Annotated in this window: 15 protein-coding genes; 6 read left to right on the top strand and 9 right to left on the bottom strand. The window is 41.1% G+C overall.

The features are described 5' to 3' along the window. Positions 1-70: 70 nt before the first annotated feature. Positions 71-1,489, top strand: coding sequence for an aspartate ammonia-lyase (locus KVY11_RS07975; protein ID WP_218288613.1), 1,419 nt, complete (start codon positions 71-73; stop codon positions 1,487-1,489). A 207-nt stretch (positions 1,490-1,696) separates the two neighbouring features. Here the strand turns inward: KVY11_RS07975 and ssb are convergent, their stop codons facing one another. From ssb to KVY11_RS07990, 3 genes are all read right to left on the bottom strand, one after another. Beyond that, positions 1,697-2,281 (bottom strand): single-stranded DNA-binding protein, encoded by a 585-nt coding sequence (gene ssb / locus KVY11_RS07980; RefSeq protein WP_004691666.1) that lies wholly within the window; start codon positions 2,279-2,281, stop codon positions 1,697-1,699. A gap of 51 nt (positions 2,282-2,332) precedes the next feature. Beyond that, positions 2,333-3,697, bottom strand: a complete 1,365-nt coding sequence (locus tag KVY11_RS07985) for an MFS transporter (protein ID WP_004978200.1) — start codon at positions 3,695-3,697, stop codon at positions 2,333-2,335. Positions 3,698-3,856: 159 nt separating this feature from the next. Further along, positions 3,857-4,936, bottom strand: a complete 1,080-nt coding sequence (locus KVY11_RS07990; RefSeq protein ID WP_058870674.1) for a DUF475 domain-containing protein — start codon at positions 4,934-4,936, stop codon at positions 3,857-3,859. 211 nt (positions 4,937-5,147) lie between these two features. Here KVY11_RS07990 and tenA point away from each other — a divergent pair, with 211 nt between their 5' ends. The 4 genes from tenA (at position 5,148) to uvrA (ending at position 9,511) form a co-directional block, all read left to right on the top strand. Next, positions 5,148-5,822, top strand: coding sequence for a thiaminase II (gene tenA / locus KVY11_RS07995; protein ID WP_004691671.1), 675 nt, complete (start codon positions 5,148-5,150; stop codon positions 5,820-5,822). Positions 5,823-5,984: 162 nt separating this feature from the next. Next, a complete protein-coding gene (locus KVY11_RS08000; RefSeq protein ID WP_159128603.1) occupies positions 5,985-6,359 on the top strand; it encodes a hypothetical protein in 375 nt (124 codons plus the stop codon). Then, positions 6,360-6,482 carry a hypothetical protein gene (locus KVY11_RS16600; protein WP_256350717.1) on the top strand — a complete coding sequence of 41 codons (123 nt, stop codon included), beginning with the start codon at positions 6,360-6,362 and terminating at the stop codon, positions 6,480-6,482. 197 nt (positions 6,483-6,679) lie between these two features. Then, positions 6,680-9,511: an excinuclease ABC subunit UvrA gene (gene uvrA, locus KVY11_RS08005; RefSeq protein ID WP_184117936.1), complete on the top strand. Its 2,832-nt coding sequence runs from the start codon at positions 6,680-6,682 to the stop codon at positions 9,509-9,511. Positions 9,512-9,742: 231 nt separating this feature from the next. Here uvrA and KVY11_RS08010 read toward each other — a convergent pair whose 3' ends face one another. Continuing rightward, positions 9,743-10,210: an HIT family protein gene (locus KVY11_RS08010; RefSeq protein WP_218288614.1), complete on the bottom strand. Its 468-nt coding sequence runs from the start codon at positions 10,208-10,210 to the stop codon at positions 9,743-9,745. Positions 10,211-10,270: 60 nt separating this feature from the next. Beyond that, entirely contained in the window at positions 10,271-12,016 is a 1,746-nt protein-coding gene (locus tag KVY11_RS08015) for a GGDEF domain-containing protein (protein ID WP_218288615.1), read from the bottom strand. A gap of 1,091 nt (positions 12,017-13,107) precedes the next feature. On the opposite strand from KVY11_RS08015, the gene omp33-36 reads away from it, so the two are divergent. Next, entirely contained in the window at positions 13,108-13,974 is an 867-nt protein-coding gene (gene omp33-36, locus KVY11_RS08020; RefSeq protein WP_218288616.1) for a porin Omp33-36, read from the top strand. A 50-nt stretch (positions 13,975-14,024) separates the two neighbouring features. Here omp33-36 and KVY11_RS08025 read toward each other — a convergent pair whose 3' ends face one another. The 4 genes from KVY11_RS08025 to KVY11_RS08040 form a co-directional block, all read right to left on the bottom strand. Further along, a complete protein-coding gene (locus KVY11_RS08025) occupies positions 14,025-15,992 on the bottom strand; it encodes a choline BCCT transporter BetT (RefSeq protein WP_218288617.1) in 1,968 nt (655 codons plus the stop codon). A gap of 157 nt (positions 15,993-16,149) precedes the next feature. After that, positions 16,150-16,839: an ion channel gene (locus tag KVY11_RS08030; RefSeq protein WP_004691682.1), complete on the bottom strand. Its 690-nt coding sequence runs from the start codon at positions 16,837-16,839 to the stop codon at positions 16,150-16,152. Positions 16,840-17,090: 251 nt separating this feature from the next. Further along, the gene (locus KVY11_RS08035) at positions 17,091-18,806 is read right to left on the bottom strand and encodes a cation acetate symporter (protein WP_168158711.1); all 1,716 of its coding nucleotides are present in this window, start codon (positions 18,804-18,806) and stop codon (positions 17,091-17,093) included. Further along, complete coding sequence (locus KVY11_RS08040) at positions 18,806-19,138, bottom strand: DUF485 domain-containing protein (protein WP_004691685.1); 333 nt, start codon at positions 19,136-19,138, stop codon at positions 18,806-18,808. Before KVY11_RS08040 ends, KVY11_RS08035 begins: the two co-directional genes overlap by 1 nt. Positions 19,139-19,264 lie beyond the last annotated feature (126 nt).

Raw genomic sequence — 19,264 nt, forward strand, 5'->3', positions numbered from 1 at the left:
ATATTTTTACATTAGAAAAAAAACCGTGCGCACTTTAATATCGATTTATTCGAGATTAGAGTCTATTTAAATGAACATTAAGATTAACACACGCGTTGAAAAGGATTTATTAGGACATAAAGAAATTCCTGCTCATTGCTATTATGGTGTACAAACTTTAAGAGCTTTAGAGAACTTTAATTTAAGTCCAAATAAACTCAATCAATTCCCTGTTTTTATTAATGCCCTTGCAATGGTTAAAGCTGCATGTGCAGAAGCCAATTTTAAACTCAATAAACTTGAAGAAAATAAATACAATGCTATTCAGTATGCATGTGAACAAGTTATTAATTATAAGTATCATGACCAATTTCCAATTGATATGATTCAAGGTGGTGCAGGAACATCCACCAATATGAATATCAATGAAGTTCTGGCTAATATTGGCTTAGAACATTTAGATCATTTAAAAGGCGAATATCAATATTTACATCCAAATAATGATATTAATATGTCTCAGTCAACCAATGATGTCTATCCAACTGCCATTAAAGTGGGTTTAATTTTTGCAATTGAGCAATTGAACAGCCCGTTTCAAAATTTAATTCAAAGTTTTAAGAACAAGTCCGATAAGTTTTCGCATATCTTAAAAATGGGTCGTACCCAATTGCAAGATGCCGTTCCAATGACCTTAGGTCAAGAATTTGGCGCATTTGCAAATACCTTACAAAATGATTTAAACAAGCTCAATGACATCATGCCGTCTGCTTTAAGTGTTGTAAATTTGGGTGGAACAGCAATTGGAACAGGCATCAATACCGAAGTTAAATATCGTGAATATGCCATCGCAGCGTTGTCTGAAATTACGCAAAAGCAGATCAGCAGTTCACCTGATTTAATCGAAGCAACCTCAGATATGGGCGATTTCGTTTTATTATCGAGCTTCTTAAAACGTACCGCGACTAAACTCTCAAAAATTGCCAATGACCTGCGTTTGCTTTCTAGTGGCCCTCGTACTGGTCTGAATGAAATCCATTTAGAACCGCGTCAACCGGGCAGCTCAATTATGCCAGGCAAAGTGAATCCTGTTATTCCAGAAGCCATGAATTTAGTGTGTTTTCAAGTCATTGCAAATGATTTGGCTATTACTTTGGCGGCCGAAGCAGGTCAACTGCAGCTCAATGCGATGGAGCCATTAATTGCATTTAAACTGTTCGAATCGATCGATTTGTTGGGTAAAGCGATGCAAATGTTCCAACATAAATGTATTGAAAACATCCGTGCCAATGCTGAACACTGTCAGGCCAATGTAGATAATTCAATCGGCATTATTACTGCACTCAACCCCTATTTGGGCTATGAAACAACGACTCGTATTGCAAAACAAGCCAATGAAACTGGTCAAAGTGTATTGGCTTTAATTAAAGCTGAAAACCTATTGTCTGATCAAATTTTGGCTGATGTGCTATCGATCAAAAATATGGTTCATCCTCAGCAATCTTTATCATGATTTATTAGCATTTAGTCTTTTTAAAAAGGGATCTCATCGGAGGTCCCTTTTTTATAGAGGAAAAGTATGCTCTGTCACTCGTATTAGCTGAACATTTTGATGCCATAAAGCTCTTTTTTAAATACCAAATTTGCCTACCATAAAAAAAAGAACTTGATATAAATCAAGTTCTTTTTTACTTCATACAATATTTAGATATTATACAAATCAGAATGGAAGATCATCATCCATATCTGCCGGTGCTGCCGCAGGCGCTGACTGAGGAGCCGCCTTGGGTGCAAAACCGCTTGGGTTATTGTTCGCATAACCACTTTGTTGGTTGTTGCTATTGCCCGCTGCAGGATTGCCGCCATAACCGCCTTGGTTGTTGTTATTGTTATAACCACCACCTTGGTTATTGTTGAAACGTGGTTGTGCATAACCATCATTTCCGCCTTGCATTTGCTCACCTTGCTGACGGTTGTTGTCGAGCATCTGCATTTGCTCACCACGAATTTCTGTGGTGTAGCGTTCTTGACCATTTTGATCTGTCCACTGACGAGTACGCAGTGAACCTTCAATATAAACTTTCGAACCTTTACGTAGGTATTGTTGCGCAATTTCACCTAGACGGTTGTGTAACACAATACGGTGCCATTCGGTTTGCTCTTTACGCTCACCTGTGCTTTTGTCTGTCCAAGAGTCGCTCGTTGCAATTGAAAACTGGGTCAACGAACCACCGTTTGGAAAAGTTTTCGTCTCTGGATCTCGGCCTAATGTGCCCACTAAAATAACTTTATTTACACCGCGCATCTGATGTTTACTTCCTATCTATTTCTATTATTTACTTTATAAGAGTTATGCTTAAATGGCTACCTCTTTCCCCAACAACTGCGTTAAATCTTGTCGCGTAGCATCATCTATTTGCTGCTTATCGACTTTTACATACGCTACTTGCTGATCAGACATCACCACGACCTCTTCAATACCACGAATCGCTAAAAGCTGTGAAGTCCATTCGTCCGTTTGTTTATGTTCAGGTAAACGCAATACCATCGAAGACAAATAGCGCGGTTGTGCCAAGCCAAAACTAATCAATAACCAAACAATCGCTAGTCCAGTCAGGATGCTCCAACCCAAGGCTGTATTGTTTAACAGCAACAACTGACCACCTGTGACACCACCAAAGAATGCGCCTAAAAACTGGCTACTGGCATTAACGCCCATCGCGGTGGCTTTAGACTGAATCGGCGCAGCTTTCGATAACCATGACGGCAACAGCGCTTCCATGACATTAAAAGCAATAAAGAATAAGCCCAAACCTGTCAGCAAAATATACTTCGACTCAAAGCCAAAAATTAGGATGCCTAAGCCTAAAATAATGCCGCCAATAGCCGTTAAAAAGATGCCTCGCATCTTGCGATATTTTTCAGCCAACACAATACTTGGAAAGGCAAAAAATAGGCTAATCACCAAGAGCGGTAAATACACCCAGCCATGCGAATTTAGTGGAATTTTTGCAAAATCGATGAGCTGTGAGGGAACATAAATAAACATTGCTGTCAGCAATAAATGTAAGCTAAACACCGACACATGCAGACGGTTCAGATCGCCCATTTTTAAGACTTGTTTGAGCTGGGCCAAATAACCTTGTTGATAATTACGATGATGGCGGGTGACTTTTGGCACCAAAAATAACATCGAAATGGCCGCCAAACCCATGATAGTCGTTACCCAGAATAATCCTGAAATCCCCACTAAACCGGTAAGCCACGGCCCCAAACTAAAAGCGACAGCAAAAGAAACCCCGATACTCATGCCCATGGTTGCCATGGCTTTCATACGGTTTTCTTCACGGGTCACATCCGCCAGTAATGCCATCACTACCGCAGACACTGCCCCCCCACCCGCAATGGCACGGCCAATAATCACCCCATAAATGGTGTCTGACATCGCAGCAATTGCACCACCCAAAGCAAATAGGAGTAGCCCAAAAACCACCAAAGGCTTACGGCTATAACGGTCGGCAATCAAGCTGAAAGGAATCTGTAAAATGGCCTGTGTTAAGCCATAAATCCCCACAGCCAAACCGAGCAACGCAGGCGTTGCATATTCATAGGTCTGCCCTGCCACAGAAAATACAGGGATGATCATGAACAAACCCAACATGCGTAAGGCAAAAATACTGCTTAAGGCAAAAGTTGAACGACGTTCTAAAGCATTCATCATAAACGAGGACAGACTGTATTGAATTAATCTTGGATCAAGATTATAGGCTATTCAATCCGACTAGCGGCATGAATTTTATGTTTAATAAAAGCCTTCCTGATCTGAAAAACAAAAAGCGCAGCCTGAGCTGCGCTTTTCTTCGGTTTAAAGCCATCTGCTTTAAGCGGCTTGATGTTTTTTGTATTGAATAGAAGCAATAACAGCCCAAACAATAAAGGCTACACCAATTAAACCCGTGACGACTTCTGGTACATGTAGACCTGTACCACTTGCCAACATAATGAATGCTAAAGCACCAATGGCGTAGTGTGCACCATGCTCAAGGAAGACATAGGCATCCAAGGTGCCTTTTTCGACCAAGTAAATCGTCATCGAACGCACGAAGATCGCACCAATCGCAAGACCTAACATAATAATCACGACATCTGAAGTAATGGCAAACGCGCCAATTACACCATCAAAACTGAACGATGCATCAAGTACTTCTAGGTATAAGAAACCACCAATACCTGCTTTGACCACACCTGTGGTTGCACCATTGGCATCATGTGTAACCGCATTGCCATCTTCATCAACTTCAGGTTCGCCACCCAACAAATGACTTAAGACTTGAACGCCAATATAAACCACGATGCCCCAGATTCCCGCCATGGTCACCACCAGACGTTTAGCTTCGTCGACATTGGCCGCCATCACCAAAAGTGCAATCAGTGCAAGGAAGACCGACATTGCAGGAACATTGGCTAAGTTAGTCAAACGGCGTTCTAACCAGCGGAACCAGTGCGTGTCTTTCTCTTCATCTAAGAAGAAGTTTAAGAACACAAGTAACAAGAATGCTCCACCAAACGCAGCAATTTCAGGGTGGTGATCCATCAGACGTTGTGAGTAGGTTTTTGGATCATTCAAAGCCAGTTGTACGACTTCAACAAAGCCCATATCTGCAGTTACAGCCACAATTGCGACAGGGAAGATTAAACGCATACCAAATACAGCGACTAAAATCCCCACAGTCAGGAACAACGTTTTCCAGAAATGATCCCAACCACGTAACACAGATGCATTGACCACGGCATTATCAAAAGATAACGAGACCTCCATCACCGCTAAAATTGCAGTAATGGTCAAAGCAGTAAACATGGTCTTTAAGCCCGCTTCTGGTCCATGGGTAAAACCCCAGTACGCAGACAACGCAAGACACACGATCGTAAAAATGATAGAGAAACCAAAATGTTTCATCATGACAGATCGACCTATAAAAAATTTGGAGATGAACGAAAACTTAAAAAACAGGTTGAGTTTTATGGCCGCAATTATGACGCTTTTTGCGCCTGAAACCAAAACATCTTCGTTAATTTTTACTTATCTCACCGATGTACGGAGATGAATTGTTGTTCCGCGCAAACTGTTGTTATAGTCTTGCCCATATTTTGGCTTCCCTCAGGATCTAATCATGGCTTTTTCTCAAGACGTTTGGCAACGTAATGTCGACTTATATCAAAAAACACTGGCTTTACCTTTTAACCAAGAATTAGCTTCAGGCACACTTAATAAAGAAGCATTTTGTCATTATGTGATTCAAGATGCGCACTACTTGGTGGCTTATGGTCGTGCTTTAGCGGTGTGTGGTGCCAAAGCGTATGAGGCTGACGACATTATTCAGTTTAGCCAAGGGGCTAAAGAAGCAATTGTGGTGGAACGCAGTTTGCATGATGGCTTTATGAAAAATTTTGATATTTCAAAACAGCAGTTTGAAGAAACCCCGCTGACTTTGGCATGTCACCATTACACTTCATTTCTAACGGCAACAGCATGGTCTGAAAGCTACCCAGTGGTGTTAGCAGCGCTCTTACCGTGTTTTTGGATTTATGCTGAAGTGGGTAAAGACATTGTGGGTAACTCTATCGCCAACAACCCGTACCAAGCGTGGATTGATACTTACGCAGGTGAGGAATTCAACCAAGCGGTACGTAATGTAATTGCAACCATCGATAAAGTGGCTGCACGTTGCGATGCGGATACCATTGAGAAAATGCATAAAGCCTACCGTAAAGGGGCTGAACTGGAATGGTTGTTCTGGGACAGCGCTTATAAACAACAACAATGGCTCGGTTTAGACCACGCTTAAAAGCGAAAATGATCCCAAAAGCCCTGAACTCTTCAGGGCTTTTTTATTGACCGAATCTCGTATTTTTTCAGAAGGCGCGATTGCTATTTTAAGCATTTAAAACTAAACTTTAATAATGATAATAATTATCATTTGCATAATTAACTTTCAAGGGCCGTTCTCATGCATCCGGATACTCTTGGTACTGAAGCCATTCGTGCATTTTTTACCGTACAATGTTGCTGGCTAAATAACGAAGAAATTTACCTTGAAAAAGGCTGTTTACACTGCGGTTCTGCCGCGACCTATCTCATTTATTATACCAATCCACATATTCAAAAATTGATGTTGGCGTTTATTAAAAAATATCATTGCGTTTTAAGTCGAGAACAAGACTTACTCGACCTACCAGACTTTGAAAATGACTACGATGCCTTCTTGCAAACTCTTGAGCACAAAGTCAATTTCTATGCCCGTCTTCATCATGACATTATCCGTCCCTTTGCTTTTGAGACGGTCGATTCAATCTTTGAACGTCCTTATGCACTAGCATGCTAAATGCTGCAACCACAACAACACTCTATCCCTGAAGGCGTATGGCAAACCAAAAATAGCACAACCATGATGCAACTTTTGCGCTGCGCCGAATGGGTGATCCACTCTTTTTTACGCAACGCGTAAACACCTTTCTGTCTTCAGTCGCAGCCAATATCGATAGCTTGAGACTTGTTTCAACACTGAAATCTAGCTACAGTCTAGCAGCATCAATTTTCTTTTGGCCGACATGATTTGTCGCTATAAAATCATGTTTAACACTTGAATAAAGCATAAGTCGTTATCATATACCTCCTTCATCTGCACAATTTCGAGATAGTTTTATGAGCCAAAGTCATATCCGTATTCGAGGCGCACGTACCCATAACTTAAAAAATGTGAACCTTGATATTCCCCGCGATAAGTTCGTGGTGATCACGGGACTTTCTGGTTCAGGTAAGTCATCGCTTGCATTTGATACACTCTATGCCGAAGGTCAGCGTCGTTATGTCGAATCGCTTTCGGCCTATGCGCGCCAGTTCTTGTCACAAATGGAAAAACCTGAAGTTGACTCAATTGAAGGTTTAAGCCCTGCCATTGCGATTGAACAGAAGTCAACCAGCCATAACCCACGTTCTACGGTGGGCACCATCACCGAAATTTATGACTATTTACGACTACTCTACGCACGTGTCGGTACGCCATTTTGCCCAGAGCATGATTTGCCGATGGTGGCACAGACCGTATCGGAAATGGTCGATGCCGTAAAAGGATTGGATGAAGGAACAGCGCTGATGCTGCTTGCACCTGTGGTGCGTGAGCGTAAAGGTGAATATTCCAACCTGTTTGAACAGCTACAAAGTCAAGGTTTTGTACGGGCCCGTGTCGATGGTGAGATTGTTGATCTCGACCCAATTCCAGAACTCGATAAAAAGAAAAAACACACCATTGAAGTGGTGGTGGATCGTTTTAAAGTCCGTGATGACCTCGGCAACCGCATTGCAGAGTCTTTTGAAACGGCTCTACGTTTGGGCGGTGATATTGCGATTCTTTCGTGGATGAACGGTGAACACCCAGATCGGGTTTTTTCGGCTAAACACTCATGTCCTGAATGTGACCGCGCCGTTGCAGAACTTGAACCACGTTTATTTTCATTTAACAATCCCTTTGGTGCCTGCCCAACCTGTGATGGTTTAGGGACTCGTAGCCATTTTAGTGCCGAAAAACTCATTCCAAGCCCTGAGGTTTCCATTAGCCAAGGCGCGATTCGTGGTTGGGACAGACAACGCCCGTACTACTACAGCATGATTGAAAAAGTGGCTGAGCATTTTGGCTTTTCTTTGGATACGCCTTGGAATGAACTGGATGCCGACACCAAAAAGAAATTTTTATACGGTACAGGCAAAGAAAAAGTTGATTTAAGTTATATCGATGAACGTGGTCGTAAACATAATCGTGTACAACCTTTTGAAGGAATTTTGCCACATTTAGAACGTCGCTATCGTGAAACTGAGAGTAACTATGTTCGTGATGATTTGGCACAATATCTGTCTAATGCAGCATGTGATGCCTGCGGTGGATCACGTCTGAATGAAATTTCACGCCATGTTCGAGTGAAAGACAAAACCATTGCCCAAATTACCAAAATGTCGATTGGTGATGCGGAAAGTTATTATCAAGATTTAAATCTTGATGGTGCAAAAGGTGAAATTGCCGATAAAATCTTTAAAGAAATTCGTGAGCGTTTACATTTCTTAGTTTCAGTGGGTTTGAATTATTTAAGTCTTTCTCGTTCAGCAGAAACATTGTCTGGTGGTGAAGCGCAACGTATTCGTTTGGCTTCGCAAATCGGCGCAGGTTTGATGGGAGTGATGTATGTCCTCGATGAACCGTCGATTGGTCTGCATCAACGTGATAATGATCGCCTATTGGAAACCTTAGTCCGCTTACGTGATTTGGGGAATACTGTTTTAGTCGTTGAGCATGATGAAGATGCGATTCGTGCAGCAGATCATATTATCGATATTGGTCCTGGTGCTGGTATTCATGGTGGTCATGTGATTGCTGAAGGGACTTATGATGAAATCCTTGCGAATAGTGAATCTCTCACGGGTCAATATTTATCTGGCAAACTGAAAATTGAAGTACCGAAAAAACGTACTGAACCGCCAAAGCCTGAAGAACAAATTAAATTGATGGGTGCTGCGGGTCATAACCTACAGAATGTGGATTTAACCATTCCTTTGGGTGTGATGACCTGTGTGACTGGTGTGTCTGGTTCAGGTAAATCTACGCTGATTAACCGTACTTTATTGCCTTTAGCAGCAACACAGCTCAATGGCGCAACGACATTAACGGCTGAGAAGTTTGACTCGATTGATGGTCTGCAATTCCTTGATAAAGTTGTTGATATTGATCAAAGCCCAATTGGTCGTACACCTCGCTCTAACCCTGCAACGTATACAGGTTTATTTACTCCGATTCGTGAATTATTTGCGCAAACACCAGAAGCCAAAGCACGTGGTTATGCTGCGGGACGTTTCTCGTTTAACGTGAAAGGTGGTCGTTGTGAAGCCTGTGAAGGTGACGGCATGATCAAAGTGGCAATGCACTTCTTACCTGATATGTATGTGCCTTGTGATAACTGTCATGGTGAACGTTATAACCGTGAAACTTTAGAAGTCGGTTATAAGGGCAAAAATATTTCAGATGTACTGAATATGACGGTTGAAGATGCCATGCATTTCTTTGATGCGATTCCTGTCATTCATCGTCGTTTAGAAACACTGAATCAAGTCGGTTTGGGCTATATTCGTTTAGGTCAGTCTGCAACGACACTGTCAGGTGGTGAAGCGCAGCGTGTGAAATTGGCACGTGAATTGGCAAAACGTGATACAGGTAAAACGTTATATATCTTGGATGAACCCACTACAGGTCTACATTTCCATGACATTGCTAAACTGTTAGATATCCTTCATGAGCTACGCAATAAGGGCAATACCATTGTGGTGATTGAGCATAATTTGGATGTGATCAAAACTGCTGACTGGGTGATTGATTTGGGCCCTGAAGGTGGTGCAGGTGGCGGGATGATTATTGCGGAAGGTACACCTGAGCATGTGGTGAAATCTAAAGTTTCGCATACTGCGAAGTTTTTGAAACCGTTGTTGAAGTGATTCTGGGATTCTCCCACTTTAAGAGGGGGGATTTCCTCCTTCCACATAACAGGCGCGACATGAATGTCGCCTGTTTGACTATGCTCAAGGGACTGAACATTAGTTAAACAAGTGGGTTTTGTCACTTTTGCCCAGTAAAAATGAGATAACGCTACACAATAGCAATTATGCCAGCAATCCAGTACGAAGATGCTCTAAAACGATAGTCATTAATACCAATCGTTCAACTTATTATTCAAAAGCTCGAATCTGCTCAGCAAGCAAAGCCAACTCTTCATCATTTGCCCGCTGAAAATCATGTGATGAAATATAGCCTTCGTACTGCTCAAAATATTTATCAACATTAGAGTTTACAGCTTTCCAGTTTTCATGCATTTGCTTGGTTCCATGCATAGGGAACAATTTTGCATGTATATGATCGACGCCAAAACCTTCAAATACCATTGCAGTCCGCCCAACGTCTTCAAAGAATCCATCTAACTTTTTCGCAATTTTCTTGGTGTAAAGTATCAATCCGGTGAGAACATCATCATCCAAATCAAAAGCATAACTTGTGTAATGTTTTTTGGGGATTACAACAGCTGCACCTAACGTATTCGGAAAAATTGTTAAAAAAGCCATGTAGTCGTTATTGCTATCAATAATATGGCAAGGTATTTCATTTCGTGTCATCTGACAAAAAATACAGTCTGTTCTCATTTGCCCCTCATCTATTCTTTTGTACTGTTATTTAAATTTATTCATTTAGGGCTAATTATTTCAAATATAATATGATTCATTCACTTCACCGACTGAATAAGCCACAACCTTATTTTTCCCCTGCTCTTTGGCTTGAAACAAAGCACGATCGGCTTTTTCTAACAGTGCCATCCAACTGGTCGCACCAATTGCGACCCCAATACTAATACTAACTTTCAAATCAGGGCAACGTACATTATCAAGTGGCTTCGCTTCATAAATCTCAGAACGAATCTTTTCCGCAATTTTTAAAGCGCGCTCCATTCCAACATTTTCAATCAGCACAATAAATTCGTCACCACCGTAACGTACCAACAAGTCAGATGTCCGAATATTTTCTTTTAATTTTTCAGCCACAAACTGAATCACCTGATCCCCCATCAGGTGTCCATATACATCGTTGACCTGTTTAAAATGATCAATGTCGATCACCATTAAACAAGTCTCCGAAAACTGAGTCGGCTGATTTTCCAAAAGTTTAATGTATTCATTCAACGCATAACGGTTTGCAACCCCGGTTAATGAATCCAAATGCGCAATATTCTTGAGTCGAAACTCCAACGCATCTCGCTGCTGAAGCGTCTGTTTTAACTGCTGAATCGCTGCAAATAAAGAATAAACATTGGCGGGTTGGTCTTTGGTATCCATCGGGTTGGGGCGAAGACTGGAATGGGATAAATCAAACAGAATTTCACGCGCTTGAATAAGTGGACTAAACACTCTCTTGCGTGCATAGATCATGGTAAACAGTGCCGCAAAAATTGAAATAAGTGAAATCCCCACCGTTGTGAGCAAAATATTTTGTGCTTTATGCTTTTCAATGATGGCTTTTTCAACGCTATATTTGAGTAAATAATTTTGCAATTCCACCACGGTCGAAAATTTATCAACGATTGCTTCAGTTAACTGTGTGCCAGTTAAGTAATATGGTCGATGGTAAATACTTTCATTCATCAAGCGTTCAACAATCAATAGCCCTTTGGCTAAAAACTCATTATAAACCGCTTGATGCAGCACTTTAAATTCTTCGGTTTTATCACGCTCGGGCTGTAAGGTATCAATGAGTTCCCACAAATACATCACTTGCTTCCGAGTCTGTAAAGAACGCGCTAAATTGGTTTCAGGAATCGGTTGTTTAAAAGCTACATGCGCCATCACATTGGATGCAGCACGACCAGCCTGATCGCGTAAGTCCGCTAATAATAAAATTTGGACATAGAAGTTTGAAACAGCGGTGTCTTTGCCTTCAGATACAGCGATTACGTCTTTTAAAACATCATGACTACGATCCCAAGCATTGAACATTTTTAGGATGGCTTGATCCATAGTCTCGGCATTACGTTGCTCACGTGGTAGAGCTGCATAGGCATCTACCTGTTGTCTGCCTTGCATTAAAGCTTCATCTAAACGGTCAAATAAACTTAAATCTAAATTTGGGAGGTTCGAATGCTTTAAAACCTCTAAGGTCTTTTGCATCTGCTCATCTACCGTGAGTCGATACAGTTTTAATTCAAGCACATGTTTGGCAAAGTCTTGCTGATTACTCGACATGAGCTTGTTGGCTGGCGCACGCTCTCGTGAAATCTTATTGGCCAAGTCTGCAACAGCTTGTAGGGCTTGTATTTCAGTTAAAGCTTGGTTGGTTTTGATGTAATCGCGATAACTTTTGACCATCAACGGAATGGATAAGCTGCACAATGACAAAATAATAATGCTCATTGCAATGTACAACTTTTGACTCAAATACTCAGAGCGTATTTCTCGCATACTTCAACCACGCCCCCATTCCAAAATAAAAGAAAACCAAATTAACTGTTCATTATACGAACAGTATATCGTGTATTTAAGTGATTAATTCTTTGTTTTGCATCATTTTAAGATTTCATCAGCCCCAAATGATCACGGCTAAACTTTCACTCACCTATGGAAACTAAGTAAATCAATCCTTAATAATATTCATGTTTAGTGTGAATTTCATTCAATATTTTCTAGTTTTCCCATTTTTTAAAGTACCTATATTTACATATGCAACATTTAGGTGCATAATGCACAGTATTGGGGCGAATTAGAGTATATCCTCAGCAGATATTCTAATTTTCCCACAAGTTTTGGCGGAAAAAACCAACTTCTTTTAGAAGTTGGTTTTTTTTTGACCAAATAAAAGTTTTTAATGAAAATGCATATTCATAATTGCACCATTATGATGCATTAAATTTCAATATATTTTTATTCAGAAAGAAAATAAAATCTTGAAAATTTAAATAAAAAAAAAGCCCAACCTTGGGGAAAGTTGGGCAGATAAACAAAAACTGTTTGAGGAGAATTAGCTTCTCAAAAAACAACAATATTGTTAAATGATTCGCTAAAATTATTATGAAATAAATCTGTTCACTTGTAAAGCCAACTAAAGTGCTATGGATTAATATAATTCTATAATTATTGTGAAAATTATCACAAACACTAAGAAGATATGTACATTATGCAAGCAAAACCCGAGTTTTTTGCGCTAATTTTAGGCATTTTTTAGACTTAGGACACAAAAACGCCTATATTTGAGGCGCCTTATTTAACTTTTTTTACCGTTTATACCAATTACTTCAATCTAATTTATCAATTAAAAATCAAGTTCAGTACAATTCGATATCGCGCATTCTCTGTTTTCTAAATAGGTATACACTATTGTTCTGCTGTAAGTTTTTTTTGGTTGACATGGATACGATCAATTGAGCATTTTTTAACCTTTAACATAGTTAGAGTAATTACTCAATAACGTAATACCATTAGAGTTCATTGACTTAATAAATTGTTACAATAGAATAGCCTTAGTTTAATCCAATGTTAACAATCTGGTAAATATCATGAAAAAACTCGGTTTAGCCACTGCTTTATTATTAGCCATGACCGGTGCTCAAGCATACCAATTCGAAGTACAAGGTCAATCAGAATACCTCGATGCGTCTGCTGCAAATGACAAAGATTTTACTGGCAGTTTGCAAGGTACTTTCTACTTTAAAGATGTTGATTCATCTAAAGGTCCTTTAGCTGAAGCTGCTTTCTTAAACCAAGCGTCTAATGTATCTGTAGCGTATAACTATGCTGAACTAGATGCTGACGTAGTTGCTCACAACTATGGCGCTAAAGCTGAAGCTTATGTACCAACTAAATTCGTTCCTGCTTATGCAAGCGCGTCTTACAGCCACACTGTTCTTGATGGTAAAAACGGCAAGTCAAATGACCAAGGCGACCGTTATGCTCTTGAAGTGGGTGCTTTAGCTGCTCCAAACTTCTTGGTTGCTGTAGGTTACACTAGCGTTGCTGACCAATTTGCTCTTGATGCGTTCAACGTAATGAGCAATGGCGCGGTTAAAGCTGTTGGTGAAACTGTAACAATCGGTGATGACCAAGACGCGATTACTGCACGTACTAAATACGTAGGTAACATCGACGGTACTAACATGGCGCTTGGCTTAGAAGCTGGTCTTGTTTATGGTGAAGACACTGCTTACCAATTAAAAACTGACCTTTACTTAACACCTGCGTTAAGTGTTGGTGCTTCTTATGCAGAGTCTAGCTTTGACTTAACACCGAACAAAGCTTGGGGTGCGAACGTAAACTACTTCATCACTCCAGCGATTGCTGTAGGTGCGAGCTATGTAAATGCTAATGCTGAAACTAAAGCGCTTGACACTCAATCTGTTGGCGTAAACGCTAAATTCCGCTTCTAATTCAATTTAGAAACTGAATACAAAAAAAGGACGCTTAAAGCGTCCTTTTTTTAGTTTGTGGCTCTGACTAAATTTAAGAAATGTAAATGACGCTCATATTGGTCAATAATATCTTGTAATAGATCATCTAAAGTCCAATCCATCACATCATAATTTTGCCCACCTTCTCTTAAGAAAACTTCAGCTTGATAAAACTGCTGTTCTTCGAGTCTATCTGCCATAAAACTAGGTGGCTGAGTTTCACGGGCAACCACCTGATAGATAAAATTAATTTCATTATGGTGATCTACGCGTAACTGCAAGCCATGCTCAATCGGTTGAATGGTCACGTCTAGCTGACGGCGCTGAAATTCCTTTTGTACCGCTGAAAATGCATGTTGTACCTGTTGGCCAATGAACTCTTCGACCTCAGACTGAGTATGTGGATAATGCATAATCAGACCTAGACGCTGTTGCCAACTGCGTGGATTTTGAATCGCACGTGGCGTAATTCGCGCATCTTGTAGTGCACGCATTTTGGTGACATCCAAACGCAGTGCTTTCAGTAAGCCCCAACAGACCAGTAACATAATCAAAGTAAAGGGCAAGGCACTCATAATTGTGGCCGATTGTAAGGCTGAAAGTCCGCCTGCCATCAGTAAGATAATCGACAGTAACGCAATCAAAATGGTCCAAAATAGCCGTTGCCATAAAGGTGAATTTTCTGTTTCAGCAGTTAAGTAATCAATCACCAATGAGCCTGAGTCGGCAGAAGTCACAAAGAATAGCACCACCAGAACGGTCGCAATCAGGCTCGATATTTGAGAGAAAGGTAAATGGGTCAAAAATTCAAACAGTGCGACGGATGAATCTTGTTGTACCGCTGAGATTAAAGAAGTGTGCCCATCTTGAATAATACTGAACAGCGCTGCATTCCCCATGAAGCCCATCCATATCAGAGTAAAACCTGTAGGAATGAACAATACTCCGACAATGAACTCGCGAATGGTTCGACCTTTAGACACTCGGGCAATAAACATTCCCACAAAAGGCGACCACGAAATCCACCAGGCCCAATACATAATGGTCCAACCACCAATCCAACCATTGGGTTGGTAGGCATACAGGTTGAAGGTCATCGTGAACAGATTAGATACATATTGCCCTGCATTTTGAATACTGGTTTGTAAGATATAAATGGAAGAACTGGCAAAAAACACAAATAACAGTAAAACCACTGCCAGCACCAAGTTCAATTCAGACAGCCGTTTAATGCCTTTGTCCAAACCAAAACCGACTGAGAGCGAAGCTAAAAAAGTGACAAAAATGATTAGCCCGACCTGAATGCCAATACTTTGCTGAATGCCAAAAAGATAATTCAGTCCCGAATTAATTTGGGTCACCCCAAAACCAAGTGTGGTCGCAACCCCGAAAATAGTGCCTAAAGTTGCAAAGGTATCAACCGCATCTCCCGTTGCACCATAGATTTTTTTGCCCACCAAAGGATATAAAGCAGAGCGAACTTTTAAAGGCAAATTATGTCGGAAAGAGAAATAGGCCAGTGACAATCCCACAAGCGCATAAATGGCCCATGCATGTAATCCCCAGTGGAAAAAGGTGATCCGCATTGCTTGTTGTGCGGCATCTACGGTTTGCCCATCGCCCGTGGGCGGGTTGACATAATGCATCACTGGTTCAGCGACACCGAAGAACATCAAACCAATCCCCATCCCTGCGGTAAACAGCATGGCGAACCAAGAGCTACTGCTATATTCAGGCAGACTATGATCAGGACCGAGTTTGATTTTCCCCATATCGGAGAGCGCAATAAAGATCAGCAAGATCAGAAATAACGCGACAGATAAAACATAAAACCAGCTAAATGAATCAATAATCCATTGATTTAAATGTTTGGTTAAAGCCTCAAAACCACTTGGGTCAAAAAGAATCAAGGCCAGAAAAAGCACTAGAATCAGGACAGTGCTGAGAAATACATTCCGTTTGATGTTTGCAAACAGCGATGGCTTTATGGAAGGCATAATTCCCCCAGAAAATTATTTTTAGTACAAAGATATAACCAAAATGGTTAATTAGACGAGTCTAATAAAGAGTGAAGAATGAATAGCTTAAAATTTAACGATTCTGTTCCATCATAATTTATGTTGGAAAATAAGGCAGTGCGAATCCTGTAACAGTTTAATTTTCTTTATGATCATTGGGCCGATGCTGAATATACTGCAAGGCAATCAAGCGTGAAACGACTAAAGCCAAATACATCACCCCACAAAACATCTGCAACATTGCAATCATACGAGCCAGCGGTGTTAATGGCATTAAATCGGACAAACCTGTCGCCGACTGCAAACTAAAGCTTAAAAAAAGTAAATCGAGCCATGACTGTGCGCCCGCCACATTGGGATTTAAAAAGCTATTGGGTTCTAAAATCTGGCAAATGCTATATAAAAAGGCAAAACCCCATGCAATAAGGGTAAACACTGCCCCTGCAGCAAATAGCTCATCTTTGGTCAAATAACGGTCTGCAAACATATAGCGCAGCAAGCCATAGGCCGCAATAAAATAGGCCATCGCTTCAAAGGCATGACTAATCACCAAAAGCATTGGATCTCGCGCACCGAGCAAAATCAGTAACGAAAAGAACAATGCCCCACCAACAAAGCTCAAGCCGAGAATGGTGAACACGGGGGTTTGGCGAATGACCTTGGCAATGAGTAACAGGACCAAAACACCTAAGCCCCAAACCAATACACGTAAGGACAAACTATGACCGCTCAACAGCGCCAAAATCAGCATAATAAATTGCAACAGCAGTAACCATGCTGATGGCAGTAAACGGAAGCCTTTCCAAAATTCGACAAATACTTGCATATGCAGCCTGTTGTTTTTAAAGCCAAGTTTGATTGGTTCTTGTTCTCGCTTTTAAACTTAGCACGAATAGCCACTGAAACCGATGCTTTTTATTCGTGTCAGTCGATTCATTTTGCCCAACAATTTGTGTACTGCTTGAGTAGTGAATGTCACGATCTAGGTCTTTCAGTATTCCATACCAACATGGTTTCGATATTCAACACCATAAAAAAAGCCCCAATCAATGGGGCTTTTTTTAGTTCAGGTTCAGATTAGTGATCTGAAGCGCCTGAGATACCAATACCTGTTTGTGAACGTACATACTGCGCATCAAATGCTTTACGTTCTGCTTGTGCACGTGCTGAGTTATCAGTCACAGAGAACAACCAGCAGCAGAAGAACGCCAATGGCATTGCAAAGATCGCTGGACCATTGAATGGATTTACTGGCGTTTCAGAGATTGCGAATGTATCTACCCAAACGGCTTTAGACAAGACAATAAGTACTACTGCAGTCGCTAGACCCACTACACCACCAATCACCGCACCACGCGTGGTTAAACCTTTCCAGAACATTGACAGTACAAGCACTGGGAAGTTCGCACATGCAGCTACAGAGAATGCTAAACCTACCATGAAGGCAACGTTTTGTTTCTCGAACAGAATCCCTAAAATCATCGCAAAAATAGCAAGACCTAAAGTCGCGATTTTAGACATACGAAGTTCAGATTCAGGAGTCGTTTGACCTTTCTTGAATACGTTTGCGTACAAGTCATGCGAAATTGCTGAAGCACCTGACAAGGTCAGACCTGCAACAACAGCAAGAATCGTTGCGAACGCCACTGCTGAAATGAAGCCCATGAACAAGTCACCGCCCAATGCATCAGACAAGTGAACCGCTGCCATGTTGTTACCACCAACAAGCTCTAGCTTGCCAGTTACTGCCATTTTCGCGACATCAAGGAACTGCGGGTTGTTCGATACATAAAGGATCGCACCAAAACCAATGATGAAGGTTAGAAGGTAGAAGTAACCAATGAAACCTGTTGCAACAACCACTGATTTACGTGCTTCTTTAGCATCTTTAACGGTAAAGAAACGCATTAAGATGTGTGGTAAACCCGCTGTACCGAACATTAAAGCCAAACCTAAAGAAATGGCATCAATTGGGTTCGCTGCAAGTTTACCTGGGCCCATGATATTGCCCGCTTCTGCTAAAGAAATGTCATGTACTTTAGAGAAAACTTGAATTGACTGGGTGAACATTTCAGAGAAGCTGAAGCCCACGCCTTTCATCACCATGAAAGCCATGAATGTCGCGCCAGACAAAAGCATCACAGCTTTAATAATCTGTACCCAAGTCGTTGCCAACATCCCACCGAAGATCACGTAAGCCATCATCAGAAGGCCGACAATCACTACAGCAATGTTGTAGTTCAAACCAAATAAGAGTTTGATCAACTGACCTGCACCCACCATCTGAGCGATCAGATAGAATGCAACGACAACCAATGAACTCACTGCTGCAAGCGTACGCACTGGTTTTTCCGCTAAACGGAATGACACTACGTCAGATAAGTTGAACTTACCTAAGTTACGTAGACGTTCAGCCACCAAGAACAATACGATTGGCCAACCAACCATGAAACCCAATGAATACAGCAAGCCGTCGAAGCCTGAACTGAAAACCATTGCGGAAATTCCCAAGAATGACGCTGCGGACATATAGTCACCCGCAATCGCTAAACCATTTTGGAAACCTGAAATCCCGCCACCTGCTGTGTAGAAGTCAGCAGTGTTGGTGGTTTGTTTTGCTGCCCATTTGGTGATGAGCAAAGTAAATCCGACAAAGATACCGAACATGATAATTGCATGCCAGTTTGTCGCTTGTTGTTGAGCCTCACCCAAATCTGGGCCTGCAAGTGCTAGGCTCGAAGTCAACAGTGCGATAGCAGCGACTGTAAGCGCTTTCAATGAATTCCATTTCATTAGTGCTGTCCTTTCTCTTGCGCAATGGCTTCGACTTCACGCATTGCTTCTTCATTTAATGCGTCGAGCTTGTTATTCGAGATATACGAATACACACCACACAAAACAAAAGACAATACAATAATGCTTAGACCCAATGGCATTCCAATCGTGGTCACCCCACCACTGACTGAAGTCATTAAAAATTCTTTGTTGTAGCCGACCAACAACATGAAACCAACGTATACAACCAACATAATAGTTGTCAGTGTCCAGCTCAGTTTACTTTTACGACTAACCATTTCCTTGAATTTGGGATTTTGTAGAATCTGTTCTACTTGTCTCTCATCCATAACCATACTCCTGTCTGTATCCAACCGTAGATACAATTTTTTAATTCGAATTATTACATTTGCTAAAGTAGCAAGCTTCTGTATTGGTTGTAATTTAGACTTTGGTCTGTAAATTTTAAACAAGCT

It is taken from the genome of Acinetobacter sp. CWB-G5, assembly GCF_019209785.1.
GTDB lineage: Bacteria > Pseudomonadota > Gammaproteobacteria > Pseudomonadales > Moraxellaceae > Acinetobacter > Acinetobacter johnsonii.

What these genes read in the sequence shown, in the direction of transcription:
- KVY11_RS07975 (WP_218288613.1), top strand. Translation starts at nt 71, where the DNA reads ATGAACATTAAGATTAACACACGCGTTGAAAAGGATTTATTAGGACAT.
- uvrA (WP_184117936.1), top strand. Translation starts at nt 6,680, where the DNA reads ATGAGCCAAAGTCATATCCGTATTCGAGGCGCACGTACCCATAACTTA.
- KVY11_RS16600 (WP_256350717.1), top strand. Translation starts at nt 6,360, where the DNA reads ATGCTGCAACCACAACAACACTCTATCCCTGAAGGCGTATGGCAAACC.
- KVY11_RS08035 (WP_168158711.1), bottom strand. Translation starts at nt 18,806, where the DNA reads ATGAAATGGAATTCATTGAAAGCGCTTACAGTCGCTGCTATCGCACTG.
- omp33-36 (WP_218288616.1), top strand. Translation starts at nt 13,108, where the DNA reads ATGAAAAAACTCGGTTTAGCCACTGCTTTATTATTAGCCATGACCGGT.
- KVY11_RS08030 (WP_004691682.1), bottom strand. Translation starts at nt 16,839, where the DNA reads ATGCAAGTATTTGTCGAATTTTGGAAAGGCTTCCGTTTACTGCCATCA.
- KVY11_RS08010 (WP_218288614.1), bottom strand. Translation starts at nt 10,210, where the DNA reads ATGAGAACAGACTGTATTTTTTGTCAGATGACACGAAATGAAATACCT.
- KVY11_RS08040 (WP_004691685.1), bottom strand. Translation starts at nt 19,138, where the DNA reads ATGGATGAGAGACAAGTAGAACAGATTCTACAAAATCCCAAATTCAAG.
- KVY11_RS08015 (WP_218288615.1), bottom strand. Translation starts at nt 12,016, where the DNA reads ATGCGAGAAATACGCTCTGAGTATTTGAGTCAAAAGTTGTACATTGCA.
- KVY11_RS07985 (WP_004978200.1), bottom strand. Translation starts at nt 3,697, where the DNA reads ATGATGAATGCTTTAGAACGTCGTTCAACTTTTGCCTTAAGCAGTATT.
- KVY11_RS08000 (WP_159128603.1), top strand. Translation starts at nt 5,985, where the DNA reads ATGCATCCGGATACTCTTGGTACTGAAGCCATTCGTGCATTTTTTACC.
- KVY11_RS08025 (WP_218288617.1), bottom strand. Translation starts at nt 15,992, where the DNA reads ATGCCTTCCATAAAGCCATCGCTGTTTGCAAACATCAAACGGAATGTA.
- tenA (WP_004691671.1), top strand. Translation starts at nt 5,148, where the DNA reads ATGGCTTTTTCTCAAGACGTTTGGCAACGTAATGTCGACTTATATCAA.
- KVY11_RS07990 (WP_058870674.1), bottom strand. Translation starts at nt 4,936, where the DNA reads ATGATGAAACATTTTGGTTTCTCTATCATTTTTACGATCGTGTGTCTT.
- ssb (WP_004691666.1), bottom strand. Translation starts at nt 2,281, where the DNA reads ATGCGCGGTGTAAATAAAGTTATTTTAGTGGGCACATTAGGCCGAGAT.